Source organism: Candidatus Enterococcus huntleyi (genome assembly GCF_009933175.1).
GTDB lineage: Bacteria > Bacillota > Bacilli > Lactobacillales > Enterococcaceae > Enterococcus_K > Enterococcus_K huntleyi.
This window is the reverse complement of record NZ_MAEJ01000001.1, coordinates 185,918-209,880: the sequence shown is the minus strand read 5'-3', so window position 1 is coordinate 209,880 and position 23,963 is coordinate 185,918. Positions and strand designations below refer to the sequence as shown.

Here is a 23,963-nt window from a genome sequence, read left to right as displayed (position 1 = left end):
CTTAACCCTCTACTTTCAATGAAACTTTTTTTAGATAGTGAATGGCTTTTTGCAATTCGACATTGCCACCAGCAACTGGCTGCCAATCATATTGAACGACTTTTCCACCATAATCAGTGATAGCTTTGGTGAAGCTACTTAAGCCGATATTAATAAATTTATCCGCTGAGAGCAGCTGCCCTAAGCGTTGAGAGACTACTGGAATTTCGACTGTCGTCGCAGCTTTTGCATGAACCGGTTTCTTCTCTTCAGTTACCGGATGATCGACGATTGCTAAAGCCAACTTAACGGCTTGCGCGTTACTTTCGCATAGAATCACACCAGCATCTTTCAAGATATTTTCTTGTTCCACAATACTTTGCGGATCTTCATCTGTCCCAACAATCGTTGCTACAACCGCAATTTGTCGACCCTTTTCTACGGCCTCAGCTTGAATTTGTTTGATCATCGGCGCTAGTTCGCTCGCCATATCATCGTGAGCACCATAACCCAAGACAACATCCAACAGCACAACAGCCGTCGTTTCATCTTTGGCAGCCGCCGCTAACATTTCTTTACGAATCGTCGGATCAATCATCGGATGTGGTTTCCCATTGGTATAAATATCGTCTCCAAGGTCAATAATTTCATGACCCTCAGCTGCTAAAATGAAGCCCTCTGCAGCAGTCGTTGATTGAATGCCAAATGCTTCTTTAACTAACATGCCCGCTTCATATGCCAACGTACCACCTGAATAATACCCTTTAATCGTCCGTTGATTCGCTGCTAATTTAACTGACGGTACTGCTAAAGTTTCCTCTTCGATCAACGTCGGATTCGTGCCACGCAGTAACGCGACTGCAATTTTTGCCGTCTCTTCTAGCGTATGCGCATGGAATAAATTCTCTTCATGCGACTCTGGATTTTCGCCCAAGAAAATTGAAACCACAGGCTTCTTACTTGCGCGTAATAAATCTAGAACCTCATCACGAATCGCTTTTGCTGGCGGTTTAGAGATTGCTACAATTACTTGCACTTCAGGATCTTGTTCCAATAAAGCAATACTATCTTTAAACGTTGTACCACCGATTTCTTCTTTCAAATCACGGCCGCCCGTTCCAATCGCGTGTGTCACACCTTCGCCTAAGCGATGAATAATCGTTGTGACTTCTTGAATCCCCGTACCCGACGCACCAATCACGCCAATCTTGCCTTTACGAACTGCATTAGTAAAGGCCAAAGGAATTCCGTTAATAATGCCCGTTCCACAATCAGGTCCCATCAAAAGCAATCCTTGTTGATGCGCCTGTTGTTTTAAGCGTCGTTCATCTTCAACAGAGACATTGTCGCTAAAACAGAAAACATGTTTTCCAGCATCCAAGGCTTTCTCAATCTCTAATGCCGCATGTGTACCAGGAATCGATAAGATTGAGACGCTGGCATCTTCGCCTAAACGGTAAGCCTTATCCCAAGTTTTCACTCGTTCCTGGGTCGCGCCACTCTGATTTTTACTCGCTTGTTCTTCCAAATAAGTCTTCGCTTCTTTAACCAACTCATCGATTGTTGCTTGGTTCTCGACATCCGCCACAATCACCATATCATTGGCTGTTGCGTCTTCTAACTCAGGCGTGTATAAGCCCCCAGTTTTAAAAATATCCTTATTCGCTGGCGTACCCATCATAACAGAGATGCTGGTTACTCCTGGCATTTCCTCCAAATGATTCGTCAAAAGCATCAGGACAATCGAATCTTGGTAGTTATTTTTTTCAATAATTGTATGAATCATTCTTGGCTCCACTCACTCTCTTCTTTATTCGGCAAACGCACCTTTTCCACCATATTGATTAAAGTGAATCGTCTCACTCACTAGGTAATCATAGACCGGCGTCGCAATCGGAATCCCGTTCGTCATGTATTTATCGTAGCGAGCTTGACTCAACTCACCCGGATAATAGACTTGCTGGACACCCTCAACCGGCTTAATTTCATGCAACTCATTGACCATTCGATTAATATTTTCTTTAAATGTATCGACATCTGTAAATCGGGCTGGATCAATAATCAAATAAATCTGACCCAAGTTACGTTTCTCCGTTAAATCGGCGTACATTGAAGAGACGTGTTTGCCAAAAGGTAACCCTAGCAAAGTCCCAGCCAAAATATCCACCATCATCATCAAACCGTAGCCTTTTGGACCGGCAATCGGTAATAAACCATTAACATTATGTGGATTAGTCGTCGGATTCCCTTGACTATCCACGGCCCATGTATCGGGAATTTCTTTATTTTTAGAACGGGCATCCAAAATTTTGCCCCAAGCTTGAACCGTCGTTGCCATATCAAAAACAATCGGACGTTCATTCTTTCTCGGCGCCGAAAAAGCAATCGGATTCGTGCCAAAATACGTTTCACTACCACCATAAGGCACGACCATCGGATCAGATTGGCACATCGCCAAAGCTAAATAACCTTGCTCCGCCGCTTTTTTGACGTAATAAGATAATGCGCCACTATGACTCGTTTGGGAAACACCCACCAAAGCTAAGCCAGATTCTTTCGCCAAATCTATCGCATGCTTTAAGGCTTCATCGCAGACATACTGGCCTACGCCATTGTCGCCATGAACAAGCCCTGTCGACGCCCCGGTTTTTTCAAAGACAATCTCAGGATCAATCGTCACGCCACCTTTGGCAATTCGCTCTGCATAATAATCTACGCGCACGGCGCCATGAGAATGAATCCCACAGGCATCCGCATAGACTAAATGCTTCGCTGTTTCTTCGGCGTGTGCTTCATGTAAACCAGCTGCCATTAATTTCTCTTTAATCAGTTGATGCAACTTACCTGCTTCAACGGTCACTATTGCTGTCTCTTCTGTCATATGCTTACTCCTAATTTTTTCTTATTCGTCACTGAACTTACTCAAAGCTGTGGATCACGGTTGCAATCTTTTGAATATACGTAAGCAAGAGGCTCGCCACGTCCGACTGCATAAGCCGCTTGTTGCACATAAGCACTCATGAAAATGTAATCCCCTTTTTCCACTGGGTACCACTCATTATCCAAGTTGTACATCCCTTGCCCACTCAATAAATAGGCGCCATGCTCTTGAACATGCGTTTCAATATAGCCATGCCCCGCACCTGGTTCAAACGATAAAATGTGCATGTTCATATCAAAACCTAAATCCTTAGGTAATAAATCCCATAAAAGAACATCCTTCATTCCTTCATATTCGATTGGCTCTAAATTATGGATCGTATCCACCACTTTATGTGCTTCATAACCCTCTAACGCTTCATAACGCTTCTTATATAAGAAGACTTCTGTATCCTCATCCTGCGCGTTTTTCATAAACATTTTGACACCTTCAGGATAATACGCATAACCGCCTGCTTCTAAGACAGACTCTTCTTTTCCATCACTAACCGTCAATTTCCCTGAAATTACATAGACTAATGTTTGAATCCCCGGTCCACCGAAGCCTGTTTCTTGTGCGCCATTTTTATGAAAGGTAATAATGTAATCAACAAAGCCAGCACCTAACTTAGGCGAACCCAAAATTGATAAGTCACATTCGACAAAGCCTGGAACGATATTTTTTACTAATCCATCATGTGGAAGTATGGCAAAGTTATCTTTCTTAATCACACCACGTGATTCTAATAGCCCATTTCGATAGCCTGTTTGTTCATTTTTATATCCCATAATTATTGTTCCTCGTTTTCTATAAATTTCGCTTTCGCTACGATTGTTTCATTGATTGCTTAATTTAGTAACTCAGCGAATGAACCAACCGACTCATTCGTTGATACATTCACCGAGCCACTCGTTGATTCATTCGCTGACTCGTTCGTTGATTAATACGCTAATTCGTACAGAGTGTCTGCTAAAATTTTGACCCCTTCAACTAAGTCTTCAAACTTTGTTTCTTCTGCTGGATTATGACTAATTCCGTCAATACTTGGTACAAAAATCATCGCCGTCGGATAGTGTGGTGCGATGACTTGTGAATCATGCCCTGCGCCACTATGCATCACGCGATAGTTATAATTGCCTTTTTTCGCCTGCGCTTCAATTGTCGCGACAATTTCTTCATTCATCGGAACGGGTGCTTCATCCATCCATAGATCAATCGTCGCCGTTAAGCCCTCCTCAGCCGAAATTTCTTGAATCCTTTTTTCCAAAGCTGTGGTAAAATCAATCAATTCAGCCGCATCCGTATGACGACAGTCAATCGTAAATACAACTTCACCAGACACTACGTTGACCGTATTTGGCTTCGGCTCAACCTTCCCAAAAGTCAGTACCAATGGATCCCCGACTGCCTTCGCTTTATCAATCGCTTCACTACAAATCTTCGCGAAACCATAAACCGCATCATGACGATAGCCCATCGGTGTGGTTCCCGCATGGTTCGCTTGACCCTTCAGCACAACTGTATAACGACGTTGGCCAGCAATATTATTCACGACACCAATCTGCAGCTGTTCTTTCTCTAAGACATTCCCTTGTTCAATATGAATCTCTACAAACGCATCAATATCCTCACGGCGCGTTTGTTTTTCTTTAAAATCAAAGCCTTGACGACGCATCTCTTCAACAAATTTGGCGCCAGTCGAATCAGCAATTCCTTCAACATCTGTTCTGACTGCTTCACCGACAAAGTTTTTACTCCCCCAGAAAACGGTTGGGAAGCGACTGCCTTCCTCTTCCGCCATCGAAATGACTTCTAAAGCTTTTTTCGGCTGACCATGCGTTTCTATTAAATATTCCATCGCCGTCATAGCCGCAATCACACCATATTGTCCATCCAATGTGCCGCCATTTGCGACCGTATCAATATGTGAGCCAGACATAATTGTTTTTTTGCTAGCCGAGCCCTCTGTTCGTCCAAACAAATTGCCCACTTCATCAAATTCGGTCACCATGCCGAATGACTGTAGCTCATTAACAACCCAATTCTGGGCCTCTTTCCACGAATCCGTATAGAGTAAACGCGTCATGCCTCCTGTCGGATCGCTCCCAATTGCTGACAATTCACTAATTCTTCTTTTTACTGTTTTTGCTAAATCCAACTCTTACTCCTCCGTTCTTATTTCATACATCTATTGTAAGCGGTTGCCACAGACTCTTTCATTGTTCAAACTAAACAAAAATTAGTCTTATTTTGTAATCTTGTGACATAATTTTTAAATTTTAATTAGTATACTAGAGAAAGAATACTAATATAGCGAGGTTTGATATCTAATGAAAAAAATTATTTCACAAATTTCCAGCTACCAAGACCTGCCAATAAACTATAGTTTTTACCCCAGCCACTCAGCTGACGCACCCACAATTATTTATTTTCATGGTGGCGGTTTAGTCTTTGGACAACGAGACGATCTACCCGAAGATTATATTTCTCTTCTTATAGAAGGTGGCTACAATTTCTTGAGTCTCGATTACTTGTTAGCCCCTGAATCCACGCTTGCGACGATTATTGCGCAATTAACAGATAGTCTCACGACTCTATTGAAGAAACTCCAACTTACTAACTATCATTTCATGGGCCGCTCAGCCGGAACCTATTTAGCTTATTATCTCATTCAGCAAGGCTTTACGCCACGCTCCTTACTAGCATTTTATGGGTATTACCAATTAACCACGGCCGAATTTTCCTTGCCGACACCCTACTATTTACGTTATCCCTTTATTCCTGCAGCTAGCTTAGAAAAACTAATCGAGACGACACCGTTAACTCAAGGCAGCATGAATAAACGCTATCCACTATACCTAGCCGGGCGACAACAAGGCAGCTGGCTCAAGTATCTTACGTCGGACAAACAAGACTTGACGAAGTTTTCACTTGAAGAAGACGACTTACAAAAGATGCCACCAACCTTACTCATTCATGCCGACAATGATCCAGATGTTCCTTACTATCTCTCAAAAAAAGCAGCCCAACTCATTCCAAAAAGCCAGCTGATCACAATTAATCAAGACCAACATGACTTCGACAGAACAGTCACCGAAGAAACACGTGCGATTTATCAGAAAGTATTAGCGTTTTTGGACGAGGTCCACGGAGCTTAGTCCCGCGAAACAAATCTCGAAAGTGGTTCAGTAATCTAAGAAACAATTCAAAAACTTTAAATATACCAAATTAATGGAATTGAAAAAAATTAAGTATACCAAATAAATCCCCTTCATGTTGGACAATCTAGTCCAGCCATGAAGGGGATTTTTATGAATTATCTTTCAAGCTATCCGCTCTCCGTAAATACGTTGATCTTATTTATCTTTTTCAATTTTATAGATTACATTATAATTTTTATTCCATTATAAAGATTGATAAATAATACGATTATAATGACTATTTGGAAAATTGTAGTGACTTTTTGCGGTGGAAAAATATTACTCAATCTTGCTCCAATTAATCCACCGATTACGGCTGCTGGAATAACGTATAATAACATTTCCAAATTATACCGAGCAAAACCTGTGGATAAAGCAATCGTTATTAGTTTAGAAAGTTGAGAAAAGAAAATCGTACAAATTGAATAGCCCGTAGCCTCCTTAATGGGAAGTGAAAACAAAAACATCAGTAAGGCGACATTTATAGGACCGCCACCAATCCCTAGCAAACTCGCTAAAAACCCTAATGATAATCCACAGGCTAAATACCAAGTGACACTAGTAAAGCGAAAATTTTTCCAATCATATTTTGTATAAAGAAAAGCAAATATCAAAGTAATCACAGTCACGCCAATTTGAATCAGCTGTATAATGTCTTCATTAGAAAACCATCGTAAAATAGCCTCAAAAATGACATTTCCTAGAATCCCTCCTAGCACAGCACCTAGCGACACCCAACTAATAATTTTCCAATTGAATTTCCGACCACTAATCAGTTGCCGAGCGGTCGAAACAGCAGACATGGTAAACACTGCTACAGCTGAATAAAATGAAACAGCCATGACTGAATCCGCCCCTATGAAATCAAAAATCGGTTTTATTAATACTCCGCCACCCATACCAGAGACGGCTCCTATCGTATTCGCTAATACAATCACAACAAAATAAATTATTCCAATCATTCAGCTTGTCCCTTCTGTACATTTTGCAAAGCATCCAAAATCTGATTAACTTTTGGCAGAAAAAGCTGTAATAATTCTTGGTACCCACAATAATCTTTTTCATCTACATAAATTGCATCTTTCATCCGTTTACAGCCCCCACCACATATATTTTTGAAAGGACAACTTTGACATTTTTCTGGCAAGGCAGGTTTTTCGCATACGAATTTTTTGGAGATATCCTGATTAAATAATTCTTTGAGGGAACTCTCTTGGATGTAACCCATACGATATTCATCTAATACATAGAAATCACATGGATATACACTGCCATCTGCTTCAATCACATATTGTACTTGACAACTACCTAAGATACCGCAGGCAGTGACTTGTTTCCTCACTAGCAAATTTAACAAATCATCAAACAGTTTAACACTAATGTAGTTTCCTTTTTCTAACTCCGCTAACCAAGAAGATAGTAATTGACGATAAAATCCAAAAAAACGTTTTGGTGTTAAAGCATAACTACTACGCGTCTGGGTATCCAAATCATCTAAGCACGGAATGAATTGTACGTACTGAATCTTATGTTTCTGAAGAAACTGCCAAACTTTTTTTGCTTCTTTTCCCAAGGGGTTCGTCAATGTACATAACACATTATAGTCAATTTGATAGCGATCAAATAGTTCCTTAGTTAAAATAATCCGTTGAAATGTACCTGTCCCCTTTGTGTCTACTCGATTCAAATCATGATACTCGGGGTGCCCATCGATTGACACCCCAACTAAAAATTCGTTCTCTTTTAAAAATTCACACCATCGTTCATTGATTAAGGTTCCATTAGTTTGAATTGTATAATGGACCTGAACTCGTTTGCCCTGTGCTTTAACGCATGCAACTACTTTCCGGTAATAGTCTAATCCTGCTAACGTTGGCTCGCCGCCTTGAAAAGCCAACGTCAAATGATCTCCATCTTCCAAATCGATAAAAATCTGTTCAATCATTTTTTCTGTAACGGATTCCGTCATCTTTCCATATGATCGAACTTCTCTCAACGAGCTTACATTTGCATAAAAGCAATACTTGCAACGCAGGTTACACAACGAAGAAGCCGGTTTTACTAATACCGAAATATGTTTCATTAAAATTCCCCAATTCTATTTATAAAAATTTTCATTTGATATACTAATTAGAATAGACTAAATACAACTCCGTACATTTATATCCTAAACGTCTCTATTCTCTTGAGGTTTCTTTCGCTACTCTGATAGGACAGCACCAATAGTAGCATCTTCTTCATTTTATATCTAATAACAATCTGCTATTTTATCTTTTGTCTCGTTTATTAGGTACAAAATCAGTAGTTTCCATATAAAATCTTGCGACCCGATTCTTCATGTTTTGTAAAATCTCCTGATACTCTGATTTTACAGCGAGATTATCGATTTCCATCGGATCCTTTTCTAAATCATATAGTTCATCTTGTTCATACAAACGCATAATATATTTATAATTGTTCATTTTACACATCACTGCTTTTGTATGCTCTGGACCTTCACTATACTGCGTAGCTAATCTTGGCCAATAAGTAGACTTTGGTCCGTGTCCTAATTCCATAGCTTGTTCTTCACCATGAATCCTACCACCTTCACAAAATACAGCATCCTTATGTTCTTCAGCACCTTTAATAACTGAGACCAATGATTGTCCAAATTGTGTATAAGATAATTCGATATTTGCTAATTCCGCAATCGTCGCTGGCAAATCTAACAGTTCCACTTGGGCTTTTGTAATTCTCGGTTTAACAGCAATCTCTTTGGCTGGCTTGATTAATAAAGGTACATTCGAAATTGGATCTTCAAAGCAGTTTTGAACTTTTTCTGTAATAGTATAATCACCTGTATAATCACCATGGTCACTAAAAACGATCAGATTCGTTTCATCATACAAATTAGTTTCTTTCAACTTTTGTTTAATTAAGCCTAGCTGATGATCAAAACGAGAGACCATTGCTAGATATGTCGCACGCAATTCGTCAAACCGCTCTTCTGACCATCCATTCAGTTCTTGTTTTTCGTTAATACCATATAACATAGAAGCTTTGTTAGGAATATCTTTAATATTTGGACGTCGTTTTGGTAATTTATTACGATCAATACTAGAGTACCAAGGATCTTCACAAGCATATGGCGGGTGTGGGAATGAAATTGTACAGTAGACAAAAAATGGCTTATCTGATGGACTCTTCATTCTACGATCTAAATATTCTAACGCTTTTTCGACACAATTCCAATCCGTCTTTCCATATCCTTCACCATTTGGTAGTTTCCCCATATAGAATGAATAATAATTGTCCCCAGTCAACATTTTGTCAAATAAAGCCTGGCTTTGTTCATTCATATCAACTGAATGATTAAAAGCACTGTTTTGCGCATCTCGTGTATTTTCATCTTTTACACCATCATAGTATTCATCACAATATTCAGTTTTAGGACGATCAGCCGGCACAACATCATTTCTACCAATCCAGATTACTTCGTAACCATTATTTTTCATTTCTTTCAAGATATTCGGCTCATCTTCACGTTGTAAATAATGCATTGTTCGATGACCATTTACATGGGGATATAATCCAGTCAAAAAACTATTTCTCGAAGGAACACATACTGGATTCTGACAATAAGCATTTTCAAAAGAAACTCCCTCTTCTATTATACTGTCCATATTTGGGGTAATAGAAGCTGGATTCCCCATATGTGCCATTGAATCATTTCTCATCTGATCCGCAACAAATAAAAAAATATTTTTCTTTTCCATTTTATTTCACTCCTATGCAATAACTGTTAGTAAAGTATCTGTATTCAATACGTTCACTTTATCTGTTTCAATAACATCTAAAAATTCCTTTGTATTAGATATAATGATTGGTGTAACCACACTATAGCCTGCATCAATAATGGCTTCTTTATCAAATTGCAAGATAAGTTGTCCTTTGGTAACTCTATCTCCTTGAGTCACATAAGGAGTAAAGAACTCCCCTTTCAAATTAACCGTATCCATGCCAATGTGAATTAGTATTTCAATCCCATCATCTGTTATAATTCCAAGCGCATGTCTAGAAGGAAATAGCGTCGTAACCTCTCCGTCAGCAGGAGCATACACATTTCCGTTTTCTGGAATTATTGCAATGCCTTTGCCTAATAATCCAGCAGCAAACGCCTCATCTTTTACCTCAGATAAAGGAATAATCTCTCCTTGAATTGGTGCAGTTAAATCATACAGTACATTTTGTCCCATTGATCTGTTAACTTCATTTTGACCATCTACTTTATTCATTTTTTTATCTGATGATTTTTCATCTACATTCTCATCATCAGTCGGTTTGTAAGCATATACTAACGTCAAAATTAGCCCTAGAGCAAACGCAACTCCACTGGCAATCGCAAACCCAATAAAGCTATTATCAACTCCTGTTTCTGGATTAATAAACCGCGGAAGAGCGAATAATCCTGTACCACCATTAATAAAAACTTTAGTTTTAAAAATACCCATAATAATTCCCGCTACACCCACAGAAATCGAAGTAGCATAAAAGGCTTTTTTTCTAGGAAGGGTAACTCCGTATAAAGCTGGTTCAGTAATCCCCAAAAGAGCTGAAAGAAACGCGGGAAAAGCAATCTCTTTTAATTTAGTATCTCTTGTTTTCAGGAATATTCCTAATGTTACACCCGCCATTGCAAGTGGCGTTGCTAAACCGGCCATCATTATTACATCGTATCCTAATGTCGCATAATTATTCAACGCTATTGGGACAAATCCCCAATGCAAACCAAACATAATAAATACTTGCCAAAAAGCGCCAATAATTCCTCCTGCAATGATTGGACTTAAATCATATGCGCTAGATAAGACTTGTCCCAACAGCAATCCTGCCCAAGTAGTAATTGGTCCAACAATCAAAAAGACTAACGGAACAGTTACTAATAACGTGAAGAACGAAACGAAAAAGCTTCTAACCATTTTTGGAATAATTCTGTTAAAAAAGACTTCTAGTTTTGAAGCTAAGAAAGCAGCTACAATAATCGGAAGCACACTTGATCCGTAATTCATTAATATAACAGGCGCTCCTAAAAAAGTAATATAGATAGGCGATTCAATCATAGTTCCTGAAAATAGCGTGTACAAAGGCTCCATTCCTCCGCTTGCGGCTACAATTGAAGGATAAACTAATGCTGCACCTATCGCCATACCAATAAACGGTTTCCCACCAAATTTTTTAGAAGCAGTATATCCTAAAAACAGTGGGAAAAAGTAAAATAGTCCATCGCCTGTTGCATTAAGAATCAAATAAGTTCCAGAAACTTTATCAATCAAATTAAAAGTTGTAAGTATAGCTACTAATCCTTTAATCATCCCAGAGGCCATCAAAACAGAAATTACTGGCGTAAAGATTCCTGATACAACATCTATAAATGTATTTAATATACCTTTTGGTTTATCTTCTTGATCCGCTTCTGCTTCCATATTCATTCCAGACATCGCTATAAATTCCTTATATACTTCTGGAACATGATTGCCAATTACTACTTGGTATTGCCCCCCACTTCTAACGACTGTCACAACACCAGGTATTTGTTTGATTTTTTCTGTCTGAGCCTTAGACTCATCCTTTAATTTGAAACGTAGTCGAGTTATACAATGAGTCAAACCATTGATATTTTCTTTCCCACCTATATTTTTTAAAATCGCTGCATTTAATTCTTGATATTCCATTATAAACTTCCTTTCTTTTTATAAATAAAAAAGACAAGACTAAAACTAAACCTTATCCAAACATCGATAATAGTTTAGTTAAGTCTTGCCTGCATTACCAGTAACACCTTAACTTCATTTCTCTATTAATTTTTGTACGTGCAACGTAAGATACAATTGTTCGTCATCAAACAATGTAACCTTTAAATATTCTTCGATCAGATGTGTCGTTTCATAAGCTTCTGGATATCTCTCTATGACATGAACTAGTAACGGATTACCTACTTCATTCTTTGGATGATTCGCTTCGATTCTTCTAAAAAAGAATCGCAAATGAGTTACAAATCGTTCAAACGCTAAGCTAGATTCGTCAATTTCAATTTTGTTATGAATTCGAATAATGGAAATAATATCTTTTATTTTTTTTGTCAAAAGCTTTATATCTTCCATCTGGTCGACATCATCATTAATTTGAGCGTTAATGATGTGCATCGCAATATTACTGATCTCCGCCTCATCCAATTCAATTGAAGTCTTTTCTTCAATTAGAGATACTGCATATGTACCAATAGTATATTCCATTGGATAAAACTTTTTGATTTCCCAAGAAAGCCGATTATTAATACTGATACCTTCTTGTTTTAACTTCACTAAATTATACAAATGATCCGTTAAAGAAATATAAATAGCATCACTCAATTGATACGGCAATTTCTTTTTTGCAAATTTAATAATATCATCAGCTAGAGATGCATACTTTATTGGAATATTTTGCAATAATTGAACAAGTCTTTCTGATGATTTTTGATGTAAAACAAAAACCTTTTCAATTTTGTCTTCATCTGCTTCTTGTCCTGGTTTCATTTTAAATCCCAGGCCAGTACCAATCCAAATAAAATCTTTCCCATCTTTTCCGACCAATACTGCATTGTTATTGAGTATTTTTTTGATCTTCAAGATGACATTCACCTCCTTTAGTCACAAAAAAAGCCATCCTTAAGACGCACATGATTCAACTTCATCATAGCTGTCATAAGGTATAGCCTGCTTTATCAGTAACTACCCATTCGATTTACATTTACTATACCTGAATAATTTCGAGATTGCAAGCGTTTTAAAAACCTTTTTTTGTATTCATCTATTCCCCGCATTAATGTTATACTTTAGTCTTTCACACATCGGAATCCCAAATTATTTGCTGTAGACATACCAGAATTTCCATTTCTTGCAGCAATTCTATATCGTTTACAATAGCTTTGATGGCAAAGGAAAGAGCCTCCCCGAATTGCGTACATCTGATCATCTTCATTTTGATAATTCTCCCACATTTCATTACTGCTAATTGTTTGAAATGTATTCAATGGTATACGAGCTGGATTGCTACACCATTCCCAAACATTCCCTATCATCTGATAAAGTCCATAACCATTCGGTTCATAATATTTTGCTGGTGCAGTGTTACTAAATCCATCCTCTTCTGTATTTTCCTGTGGGAAATTTCCTTGCCAAATATTACAATGGTGCTGTCCATTTAATAAAAAATCTTCACCCCAAGGATAACGTTCAAAATCAGTTCCTCCTTTAGCAGCAACTTCCCATTGAGCTTCTGTCGGTAATTTCTTTTTAGCCCATCGACAATATGCCAGTGCATCATTTCTTGAAACTTGTACAACAGGATGATCCATACGTTGAGAAATATCGCTATTCGCTCCTTCTGGATGTCTCCAATCTGCACCACTCACTGCGTACCACCAAGCCATATTGGGTACTTTTGGACTTCTTCTTTTTGTTTCAGAATCCAAAAAATAACTAAAGACAAAGGACCATCCAAATCTCTCTGCTTCTGTAATATACCCTGTAGCTTCTACAAAAACTCTAAACTCTCGATTAGTTATAGTTGTCTCATCAATCCAAAAATCCGATAACGAGACCTTGCTCTTAGGTCCCTCACGGTCGGTTAAGAAACCATCAGGGTGCTCAGTTCCAATTATATATTCTCCTTTTGGTATTTGAATCATCGCCTACACCTCACATTAATATTTTTATCCTTTGATAAAGTTAATTTAATAATACAACTTTATCACAGCATCTGAAAAGAAAATGATACCAATCCTATATTAACGGAATAACTATTAGCTACTATTTTAGCTATCAATCTATACTCCCGTAAATAAAGAAAAAAATCACACGGACAGCCGTGTGATTTTTCTGATTTACTTTTGATAACTAGTCTTTGAGCAACTGGTTATTCACTTTAACATAGTTCACTGATCTATTTCTTAACTTTCTTTCTCAAGTACCAAGCAACACTTGTACTCAATTCTCTGTCTGTCGTACGCGTTCGATATGCATAGTTAAGTAGACTTCTTCTTCTAGGGGCGGTTTTACTTGATGGTTCGTCTCCAAATAGCGAATAATCTTCTCCGCACACTGAAAGGAGGATTGATATTGATTGATAATCACACGAATCATTTCTTCACTCATATCCATCATTTTAATTCCTTTTACTTGGCGAATAAGAAAGTATTGGAGATGCGATACCAATCGAGAAAAACTAATCGAGTTCTGGTCGATTTTGATTTGAAAATGATATTGGATGATTGAAATAATATCTGAAATCACCTTCGTCACATTCATTGCTTGCTGAATAGATTCATAGTTGTTGCCACTACTAATAAAATGCATGGCGATTGCTGTCGCTTCCGTATCATCAAGCTCGATATCTATTTCTTGGTTAATAATAGCCACCGCTTGCTCGCCTACTTGGTATTCAAGTGGATACAACTGTTTGATATCCCAATGAAGTGGGCTTGCGATTGTTATACTTCTTTTTTTTCGATCCACGGCAGAATAGATATGGTCGGTTAAGGAAATTAGCATACTCAAGCCAAACTCTGCTTGTAATTCTTGCTCAGCTAATTTGATGATTGTGTCACTTAACTTGATATAATCTAACGGAATTTCGCTAATCAAAGTAGCCGCTTTATCGATCTCACTCTTCGGTTCATTCTTTAATATAAACCTGCGCTCAACCAATGTTTCATCAATGAGATTGCCAGGATAAGCCTTATAGCCAACTCCCTTACCCATAACAATCATCGGTTGTTCGGACTCCCCTTCAACCAAAACAACATTGTTATTTAATCTCTGTGTTATTCGCATTGGGTTCCCCCTACTCTATCAGCCTATAGCAACGAAGCCGCTTCTTTGTCTACAATTAAAGTCATGTTTGGATGGGTCGTTAGCAACGTCGCTGGATACTCTTCAGAAACGGTTCCTTCTACTAATCTTTTTACAATTTCAGCTTTCTCTTTGCCATTAGCAATCATGACTAATTGTTTAATTTGCATAATACTTTTCGGTCCCATTGTAACATAAAATGATGGACGCATCTCTTCAACACCACCGACTTCATTTAACAACACATCTACCATATTAGGTGTTGCATCTTCATCAACTCGACTAGTCAGATCGCCAAATTTAGTCGTATTTGGTAAATTCCCGCAAAAATGACCATCCGCACCAACACCAAGTAAAACGAAATCCAATCCGCCATCCGCTTTTATACGTTCATCTTGTGTTTCATAATTCGTCCAATCTAACACATGAATTCGTTCTTTTTTAATCTCTGCTGGATCGAAAAACATTTTATTCAGATTTGTCATAGTTACGCCATATTCATTTCCACTGCCTTTAAACTCAATTTCATCAAAGTTATAATAATGAACTTGTTCAAAATATTCTTTATTTTTCACCAGAGGAACTAGAATTTCGTACACTTTTTTCGGTGTCGAACCTGCTGTTATTGAGATATTTTTGCGATACTGACCATGCATTGCTCCTAAAAGATATTGGGTTGCTACGGTACTCATTTCATTATAATCTTCTGTAATTACTACTTTCATCTTCTTTTCCTTCTTTCTTTTCTATTAGTTTGCTGAGATACTAAATAATCCATCTTCTAAATTAATCGTTCCAGTTGTGGCTTTTTCAATCATTTTGTACTTTTCTGAATTTGTTACCACAATAATTACTGCGTCATTAAGATTCTTTTTCTTAATTAAAGCCGGATCAAATTGCAATAATTCGGTCCCCTTCTTAACTATCTGTCCTTGCTCAACCTTCAAATCAAACCCTTCACCATCTAAAGTTACTGTGTCTAAGCCCACATGGATTAAAATTTCCATTCCTCCTTCAGATGCCTCCAAGCCAATCGCATGTTTCGTCGGAAATACAGCTTTTACTTCACAATCAAAAGGTGCATGTATTTTGCCATCAGCTACGCGAATAGCGACTGTTTTGCCCAATATTTCTTGAGAAAATGTCGTATCATTAATTGCAGAAAGTTCAAGAACTTCTCCTTTTACTGGTGAAGCAACCATCATACTAAGTGGGTCAATTTGTGATAAATTAGCAGCCTTCACATTTTCTGTAGTTTCTTCTGATGCATCTGAAAAGCGATTCAGTAAGGCAAAGGTTAAAATCGCAGTTACAACAATTGAAACGACAATTCCGATAATTAAACCTGTAAATCCATCACCCATGAAAGCCGGTAGAGAAATTAATCCTGGCATAGCGAAGCCATAACTTCTACCACCTAAGATAGTACTCACTGCAGCACCAATCCCACCACCTAGACAGGCGGCAATCATCGCGCCTTTATATTTAACCAATATTCCATAGATAGAAGGTTCAGTAATCCCAATATACCCAGGAATTACCGCTGACAAGGCTACTTGTTTTTCATCTGCATTTTTTGATTTAAAATAGACAACTAACGGCGCTGTTGCTTGTGCTACCGTACTCATCAGCATCATTGCTAATGTTTGTGAATAACCGAAACTTGCAATTTCTTGTTGGGCAATCGGATTCATCGCATGATGCATGCCACCTAATACAAGGATTGGTCGCGTGGCCCCAACAATCAGACCGGCTAAACCAGGTGAGAAATCAATAAGCCATTTAACACCAAGAGCAAGGTATTCGCCGATATAATAACCTAGTGGCGCTAAAATACTCATCGCAATTGGCGCTGTGATAAGTAAAGCAAGCAATGGTGAGAACACCATATTGACCATCTCAGGAATTAATTTGTCAAAAAAGCGAGAGACATATTTCAACAGCCAAACCGAGAAAATAATCGGCAAGACTGATGCACTATAATCAACCACCGCTACTGGTAAAACGCCAAATAATTTCATAAACTCTTGTCCATCCGCTATCGCAAACGGATACATCATTAATCCCGCTAAAGTCATCGCTAGATATTGATTGGTTTTAAAACTTTTCGCGGAGCTTACTGCTAATAAGAATGGGAAGAAGTAAAACATGGCATCCGCTAATCCATTTAGGAAAATAATCGTATCGCCACTACCATTGGCCCAGCCAAAATTGGTAAACATGAAGATTAATCCTTTAAGAAGTCCTCCCGCAATCACTGGCGGTAACGCAGGTGTTAAGATGGCAGACAAAGTATTCAAAGCACTAGAGAAACCTCTTTTTTTCGGCTCTTCCGCTTCTTCTTCAACAGTCGTTAAAGAAGTCATCCCATTGATTTCATTCGCTACATCAACGACTTTCCCTCCAAGAATCACTTGAAACTGATCCCCTTGAAATTGAACGCCTAATATTCCTTCAAGTTTACTCAATTCCTGCTGATTGACCTTTCCATCATCCTTCAACTTAAAACGCAACCTTGTCATACAATTGGTGTAATAGACAATATTTTTCTCACCCCCAACGTAATTTAATATAGCCTTCGCTAACTCTTTGTTCCCCATATTTTTCCTCCTTTTTAGCTGATTCCAATAAAAAATGCCTAAAGAAGGTATGTTAAATAGACATACTTTCTTTAGGCATTGCCGGCTTTATCCGTAACGAATCCTGCTAATATTTTGTTTTTTTCAGCTTACCATCTCAAAAATAATTTGTCAACGTGACAAAAAATATTTTTTTTGCAGCTCTTTCATTTTGTATAGATTATGAAGATAAACTTTTATTAGCTAGTCATTCATCTTATATACGTTCAAAATTTTATTTCTTAACTTTCTTTCTCAAATACCAAGCAACACTTGCCATAGCCAACACTAGATAACCACTCAAGTTAAAGAATAATCCATTTTCTTCCCCAGTTTTTGGAAGAACAGCTTTCTTTTTATTATCTTTTACGGTATCTTTCTTGTTGTTTTTGCTATCTGCTGTACCTGTTTTATCTGAGTTATTCGAGTTATCTGCCTTGTTTGAATCGTCAGGTTTTGTTGTGTTATCAGTAGCTCCGCCTGTTTCGCCATCGTCTTTTCCGTCATCCTTGCCATCAGTTGAAGGTTCATCAGGTTTCGGCGCAACTTCATCTTTCGCTTCAACAGTAACGGTTGCTACGCTAGTCACACCAGCATAACTATACGTCACTTCATACACGCCAACTTTTGCGATATTTACTTGACTTGCATCGACAATTATATCGTCGAGTTCGACAGCATTACCCGCTTCATCGACCGCACTCACAAAGTTATCTGCTGGCGTCCAAGTATCACCAACGGTCAGTTTTGTATCACGAACATTGATCGCTGTTAGGTTCTCTTTTACAGTAACAACAGCTGCACTTGTCACATCTTCATACGTATACGTAACTGTGAATGTCCCAGGCTCATCAATATCCGCGTGGCTGTCATCAATAGTTAACTGACTGAAATCGACTGCATGGCCCGCTTTATCAACAGCCCAATCGAAGTCATCTTTGGCCGTCCATTCGTCGCCAACATAGATAGTCAAATTATGAACCTTAATCGCAGTATGCTCCTCTTCCACCGTAACTTTCGCCGTGCTTGTCACACCAGCATAGCTATACGTCACTTCAAATGTACCGACTTTTGTCGTATCTGCTTGGCTTGCATCAACGGTAATTTCGCTGAAATCAACTGCATTACCCGCTTTATCAACCGCTGTTTCGAAGTTATCTTCAGCTGTCCATTCGTCGCCAACATAAATCGTTGAATCTTTAACAGTAATTGCTGTCTTATTTTCCTTCACAGTGACTTTTGCCGTGCTTGTCACGTTGTCATAACTATAAGTCACTTCAAACGTACCAGCTTTTGTGATATCTGCTTGACTGTCATCAACTGTAATTTTGCTGAAATCTACAGCTTTTCCTGTTTTATCAACTGCGGTTTCAAAATTATCTTCCGCTGTCCATTTGTCGCCGACATAAATTGTTTTGTCTTTAACATTGACCGCTGCTTTATTTTCTTTCACAGTCACTTTCGCTGTGCTGCTCACGCCGTCATAACTATACGTTACTTCAAATGAACCAGCTTTGGTGACATCTGCTTGGCTTGCATCAACTGTAATTTTACTAAAGCCTACAGCTTTTCCTGTTTTATCAACTGCGGTTTCAAAATTATCTTTCGCTGTCCAGGCATCGCCGACATAAATTGTTTTGTCTTTAACCTTGATTGCTGTTTTATTTTCTTTCACAGTTACTTTCGCTGTGCTGCTCACGCCGTCATAACTATATGTTACTTCAAACGTGCCGACTTTTGTCGTATCTGCTTGGCTTGCATCAACTGTAATTTTGCTGAAATCAACAGAATTACCGGCTTTATCGGTAGCTGATTCAAAGTTATCCTCCGCTGTCCATTTGTCACCGACATAAATCGTTTTGTCTTTAACATTGACCGCTGTTTTATTTTCCTTCACAGTAATCGTCGCAATACTTGTGACCCCATCATACGAATAGGCAACTGTGTAAATTCCGACCGTATCCAAATCCGCTCTTGTTCCATCGACTGTGATTTGGCTGAAATCAACTGCATTTCCATCTTTATCAACTGCTGATTCGAAGTTATCTTTGGCCGTCCATGCATCGCCAATGTAAATCGTTGAATCCTTCACTTTGACCGCTGTTTTATTTTCTTTTACAGTCACTTTTGCTGTGCTTGTCACTCCGTCGTAGCTATACGTTACTTCGAATGTGCCAGCTTTGGTGATATCGGCTTGGCTAGTATCTACGGTAAGATCAGTAAATTTCAATTCATTTCCATCTTTATCAACCGCTGATTCAAAATTATCTTCAGCTTTCCAAGAATCACCAACATAAATTGTTTTGTTTTTAACAGTAATTGCTGTTTTGTTTTCCTTAACAGTAATCTTAGCTGTGCTTGTCACTCCGTCGTAACTATAAGTTACTTCGAACGAACCGGCTTTGGTAATATCTGCTTTGCTATCATCAACTTTTAGATCAGCAAATTTCAATTCATTTCCATCTCTATCTACCGCTGATTCAAAGTTATCTTCAGCTTTCCAAGAATCACCGACATAAATCGTTTTGTTTTTAACAGTAATTGCTGTTTTATTTTCTTTCACAGTGACTTTTGCTGTACTTGTCACACCGTCATAACTGTATGTTACTTCGAATGCACCAACTTTTGTAATATCTGCTTGGCTTTCATCAACTGTAATTTTACTGAAATCTACAGATTTACCATCTCTATCAACCGCTGATTCAAAGTTATCTTTGGCTGTCCATTTGTCTCCGACATAGATTGTTTTATTTCTAACAGTAATTGCTGTTTTGTTTTCTTTAACAGTTACTTTGGCTGTGCTGCTCACTCCATCATAACTATAAGTTACTTCGAACGAACCAGCTTTTGTGATATCCGCTTTGCTAGTATCTACAGTTAGATCAGCGAATTTCAATTCTTTACCATCTCTATCAACCGCTGATTCAAAGTTATCTTCCGCTGTCCATTTGTCACCGACATAAATTGTTTTGCTTTTAACAGTAATTGCTGTTTTGTTTTCTTTAACAGTGACTTTCGCTGTACTGCTCACACCGTCATAACTATAGGTTACTTCAAATTCTCCCGGTTTGGCCGTGTCTGCTTGACTAACATCTACGGTAAGATCAGTAAATTTCAATTCTTTGCCATCTCTATCGACCGCTGTCTCGAAGTTATCTTCCGCTGTCCATTTATCACCAACGTAAATTGTTTTATCCTTAACATCGATTGCTGTTTTATTTTCCTTAACAGTAACCTTAGCAATGCTGCTCACGCCGTCATAACTATAAGTTACTTCGAACGAACCAGCTTTGGTAATATCGGCTTGGCTAGCGTCAACTTTAATTTCGCTAAAATCAACTGCATTCCCTGCTTTATCAACGGCTGATTTAAAGTTATCTTTGGGTGTCCACTTGTCACCGACATAAATCGTTGAATTCTCGACTTCAATTGCCGTTTTTGGTGCTTCCACCGTCACAGTCGCGGTACTTGTCACGCCATCATAAGTGTAAGCAACTTCGAATGTTCCGACCTTACTTGTATCGACGTGGCTTGTATCAACCGTCACCGCGCTCAACGGAACATCTTTGCCGGCTTTATCCTGCGCTGATTTGAAATTGTCTTCCGCTTTCCATATGTCGCCGACATAAATCGTTGAATTTCTGACCTCAACTGCGGTTAAAATTGGATGAACTCGCACTTTTGCAACACTTGTCGCTGTCGATATCGATGACGAAAAAGTAAACACTACGTCGTACGTTCCTGGTGTATTTGTATCCAATTGGCTACTATCAACGGTCACTTGGCCGAATGAAATGCTAGCACCAGCTTGATTAAAGGCACTCTCAAAATTATAATTTGCATACCAAGTATCGCCGACATACATATCGTAATCATGCACATTAACCGCTGTTTGATCTTCTTTTACCGTAAGAATCGCTGTACTCGTCATTCCCTCATAAGAGAAATTCACTTTGTATTCACCTGGCGTATTCGTATCCACTTGGCTTGCATCCACCGTGATATCACTAAATCTTACTGGATTTCCATCTTTATCCTTTGCTAAAAGAAAACTATCCTCTGGCGTCCACGACTCGCCTTCATAGATGCTCAGATCTTCCACTCTAATCTCAGATTGATCTTCGAATACGTAGAGGGTTGCTTCCTTATTGATAACGTTGTCATAACTATAATATATCCTGTAGGTACCCGCTTTATTCGTATCGACTTCTGAATCATCGACACTTATTTCACTGAAGTCTAATGGGTCGCCAGCCTTATCTACCGCGCTGACAAAGTTATCTTTTGCCGTCCATGGATCCCCTTCATAAATGGTCAGAGGCTTAACCTCGATCGCTGTTCTTTTAGCAATCACGGAAACAGTCACATAACTTGTAATATCCCCATATATATATTTCACATGACGCTCTGCAGGTTTCTCTGTAGTAAACGGGTCATATTCCACAGTGATTTGGCTAAAGTCCACTGGATTCCCATTTATATCAGTAGCAGAGATAAAATTATCTTCAGGCTTCCACTCGTCACCCACATATACAATAGAGTCATGAGTATTTACAGCTGCTTGTGAAGTAAAGTCTATATAAAAATACATTCTAAGATAATTAACAGGTAAATTTCGACTACCAAATTTTACCTTATCTGCGTTAGGTCCTGATATAGTGAGAACACCTTCCGCATTTGAGAACTTAGATATTTCGCCATCATGAACCAGACGTTGATCGACGAATTGCCAACCTTCAGAAAGTTCATTTAAGTTAAACGAATAGCCTTCTGGAAGATTAGGCAAGGTAATGAGGTCTGAACCAATGCCATTTTTATAAGAAGTTGAATAACCAGCTTTCCCCCCTGGCGTATGACATAGAGTAACTGTTTTTAGATTCGGATTAGCTAGTATATTTCCTAGAAATGATAAGTCAGTTGTTTTAAGCCCATCTAAGTCGAAAGGAAGTTCGAGTGTTTCTAGTGAAGTAGATGTCAAATTCGAGAGTACAGAATACTCGGGAATTGTATTTGAAAAACTAAGATAAGTTAATTTTGGTAACTGATTAATCTTACTAATCAATTCAACAAAATCAGAATCTTTTGAGATAGACGAAGTTCCAGCATCTGACATATCTTCTAAATTTGTTAATAATTCTAACCCTGTCCAATCACTGATTACTTTCTCTTTCACGTAATTAAAGTCCAAACTGTGTACATTCAACAATTCAGCTTCCGTAAACTCATAATCATCAGCCTCTTTCAAATCACGATTAATCATCGCCCGAAGTGACGGATCCGGCACCAATTCTTCTGCTGTCTTCGTCGATTTTTCTTTACTAGAAGAATCTGTCGTTGAAGAGTCAGTTGCAGAAGAATCAGTTGTTGAATCTTTTGTCGTACTCTCACTTGTCTGTGTCGTTTCAGTTGTCTTAGCTACTGCTTCATTGTTACGAGTGTTAGCTGCATCTGCATCAGAGTTTTGTGTATCTGTTTGCGTGTCTGACTGGCTAGTTGTCGAATCTGTCGTGGTCATAGTGGCAGTAGTGTTCGAACTTTCACTTGATAGAGTTGAGCTATCCATCATGGTTTCGTTTCCATTATTCTGCGTTGTAGCTGTCGTATTGGCGGCATCTGCTAGGGAGTTAGTATTTACACTAGACTCAGATCCCAAGGCCTTGTTTCCAATTTCATTGTTCAGTACTTCTTCGTTTTCATTTGACAATGTAGTCGCATTTACCGTTGTTACCGGTGAAATAGCTCCTAGTAGAATCGTGCATAAAGCAACTATGTTTGCAATTTTTTTCACGAGTTTTTCCCTGCCTATCTTATTTATAATATTTCTAAAATACAAGTCATTATATATTACGTTTCTCCAGTTTACAAATAGTACCTTTTTTATATGTATAAATTCTCATAGAACTGACATTATTTTATAAAAATTTGACAACCTTTAATTTGAAAACCTATAAAAATCACACTTAAAATACAAAGGTTATTGAAACGGCGGTTATAATAATCAATTATATAACATTTCAAACAAAACCTGAAAACGTTTTAAAAACAAAATAATTAATAATTATGCAAAATTAACTAAATATGCATATATCTATAATCGCCAGTATCCATCAGTTAAGTCTCTCTACTTGCGAAAAAAACTCTCTATTTCACCTTCATTCAAAATCCACACTGGAAAACATTTAATAGGATTTCTCAATAAGAAAGAGTATTTGATAATCAACTAACCTTTTAATTTCACAAACAATCATGAAAAAACCTTATAAATCTTCTTCACGACAACAAATAAATTCCAGCAACAAGTAGTCAAAAAAAGAACCATCCTCGTTCATTTAAACAAGGATGGTCCTGGGTGATACTTTATTATTATGTATGC

General features: G+C 38.2%; 15 protein-coding genes. 1 reads left to right on the top strand and 14 read right to left on the bottom strand.

The window, feature by feature from the left end; translation table 11 throughout:
• Nucleotide 1: 1 nt before the first annotated feature.
• The 4 genes from fdrA to allC all read right to left on the bottom strand — a co-directional run bounded on the left by fdrA (nt 2) and on the right by allC (nt 5,057).
• Complete coding sequence (gene fdrA / locus BAU15_RS00875; RefSeq protein ID WP_161840864.1) at nt 2-1,765, bottom strand: acyl-CoA synthetase FdrA; 1,764 nt, start codon at nt 1,763-1,765, stop codon at nt 2-4.
• Nucleotides 1,766-1,789: 24 nt separating this feature from the next.
• On the bottom strand, nt 1,790-2,860 hold the full coding sequence (allD, locus tag BAU15_RS00870) for an ureidoglycolate dehydrogenase (protein WP_161840863.1): 1,071 nt from the start codon (nt 2,858-2,860) through the stop codon (nt 1,790-1,792).
• 41 nt (nt 2,861-2,901) lie between these two features.
• Nucleotides 2,902-3,687, bottom strand: a complete 786-nt coding sequence (gene allE / locus BAU15_RS00865) for a (S)-ureidoglycine aminohydrolase (protein WP_161840862.1) — start codon at nt 3,685-3,687, stop codon at nt 2,902-2,904.
• 152 nt (nt 3,688-3,839) lie between these two features.
• Nucleotides 3,840-5,057 (bottom strand): allantoate deiminase, encoded by a 1,218-nt coding sequence (gene allC, locus BAU15_RS00860; protein WP_161840861.1) that lies wholly within the window; start codon nt 5,055-5,057, stop codon nt 3,840-3,842.
• Nucleotides 5,058-5,229: 172 nt separating this feature from the next.
• On the opposite strand from allC, the gene BAU15_RS00855 reads away from it, so the two are divergent.
• Nucleotides 5,230-6,057, top strand: a complete 828-nt coding sequence (locus tag BAU15_RS00855) for an alpha/beta hydrolase (RefSeq protein ID WP_161840860.1) — start codon at nt 5,230-5,232, stop codon at nt 6,055-6,057.
• Between the two features lie 224 nt (nt 6,058-6,281).
• Here the strand turns inward: BAU15_RS00855 and BAU15_RS00850 are convergent, their stop codons facing one another.
• The 10 genes from BAU15_RS00850 to BAU15_RS00805 all read right to left on the bottom strand — a co-directional run bounded on the left by BAU15_RS00850 (nt 6,282) and on the right by BAU15_RS00805 (nt 23,378).
• Nucleotides 6,282-7,061: a sulfite exporter TauE/SafE family protein gene (locus tag BAU15_RS00850; protein ID WP_161840859.1), complete on the bottom strand. Its 780-nt coding sequence runs from the start codon at nt 7,059-7,061 to the stop codon at nt 6,282-6,284.
• Entirely contained in the window at nt 7,058-8,182 is a 1,125-nt protein-coding gene (locus tag BAU15_RS00845; protein WP_161840858.1) for a radical SAM/SPASM domain-containing protein, read from the bottom strand. The genes BAU15_RS00850 and BAU15_RS00845 overlap by 4 nt, the downstream gene beginning before the upstream one ends.
• 184 nt (nt 8,183-8,366) lie before the next feature.
• A complete protein-coding gene (locus BAU15_RS00840) occupies nt 8,367-9,857 on the bottom strand; it encodes a sulfatase family protein (protein WP_161840857.1) in 1,491 nt (496 codons plus the stop codon).
• 12 nt (nt 9,858-9,869) lie between these two features.
• Nucleotides 9,870-11,813 (bottom strand): beta-glucoside-specific PTS transporter subunit IIABC, encoded by a 1,944-nt coding sequence (locus BAU15_RS00835; protein ID WP_161840856.1) that lies wholly within the window; start codon nt 11,811-11,813, stop codon nt 9,870-9,872.
• Nucleotides 11,814-11,927: 114 nt separating this feature from the next.
• Entirely contained in the window at nt 11,928-12,749 is an 822-nt protein-coding gene (locus BAU15_RS00830; protein WP_161840855.1) for a PRD domain-containing protein, read from the bottom strand.
• 206 nt (nt 12,750-12,955) lie between these two features.
• Nucleotides 12,956-13,810, bottom strand: a complete 855-nt coding sequence (locus tag BAU15_RS00825) for a formylglycine-generating enzyme family protein (protein WP_161840854.1) — start codon at nt 13,808-13,810, stop codon at nt 12,956-12,958.
• A gap of 298 nt (nt 13,811-14,108) precedes the next feature.
• Entirely contained in the window at nt 14,109-14,954 is an 846-nt protein-coding gene (locus tag BAU15_RS00820; RefSeq protein WP_161840853.1) for a PRD domain-containing protein, read from the bottom strand.
• A gap of 23 nt (nt 14,955-14,977) precedes the next feature.
• Nucleotides 14,978-15,697: a glucosamine-6-phosphate deaminase gene (locus BAU15_RS00815; protein WP_161840852.1), complete on the bottom strand. Its 720-nt coding sequence runs from the start codon at nt 15,695-15,697 to the stop codon at nt 14,978-14,980.
• Between the two features lie 24 nt (nt 15,698-15,721).
• A complete protein-coding gene (locus BAU15_RS00810) occupies nt 15,722-17,572 on the bottom strand; it encodes a glucose PTS transporter subunit IIA (protein WP_161840851.1) in 1,851 nt (616 codons plus the stop codon).
• Between the two features lie 253 nt (nt 17,573-17,825).
• Nucleotides 17,826-23,378 (bottom strand): bacterial Ig-like domain-containing protein, encoded by a 5,553-nt coding sequence (locus BAU15_RS00805; RefSeq protein ID WP_161840850.1) that lies wholly within the window; start codon nt 23,376-23,378, stop codon nt 17,826-17,828.
• Nucleotides 23,379-23,963: the final 585 nt, after the last annotated feature.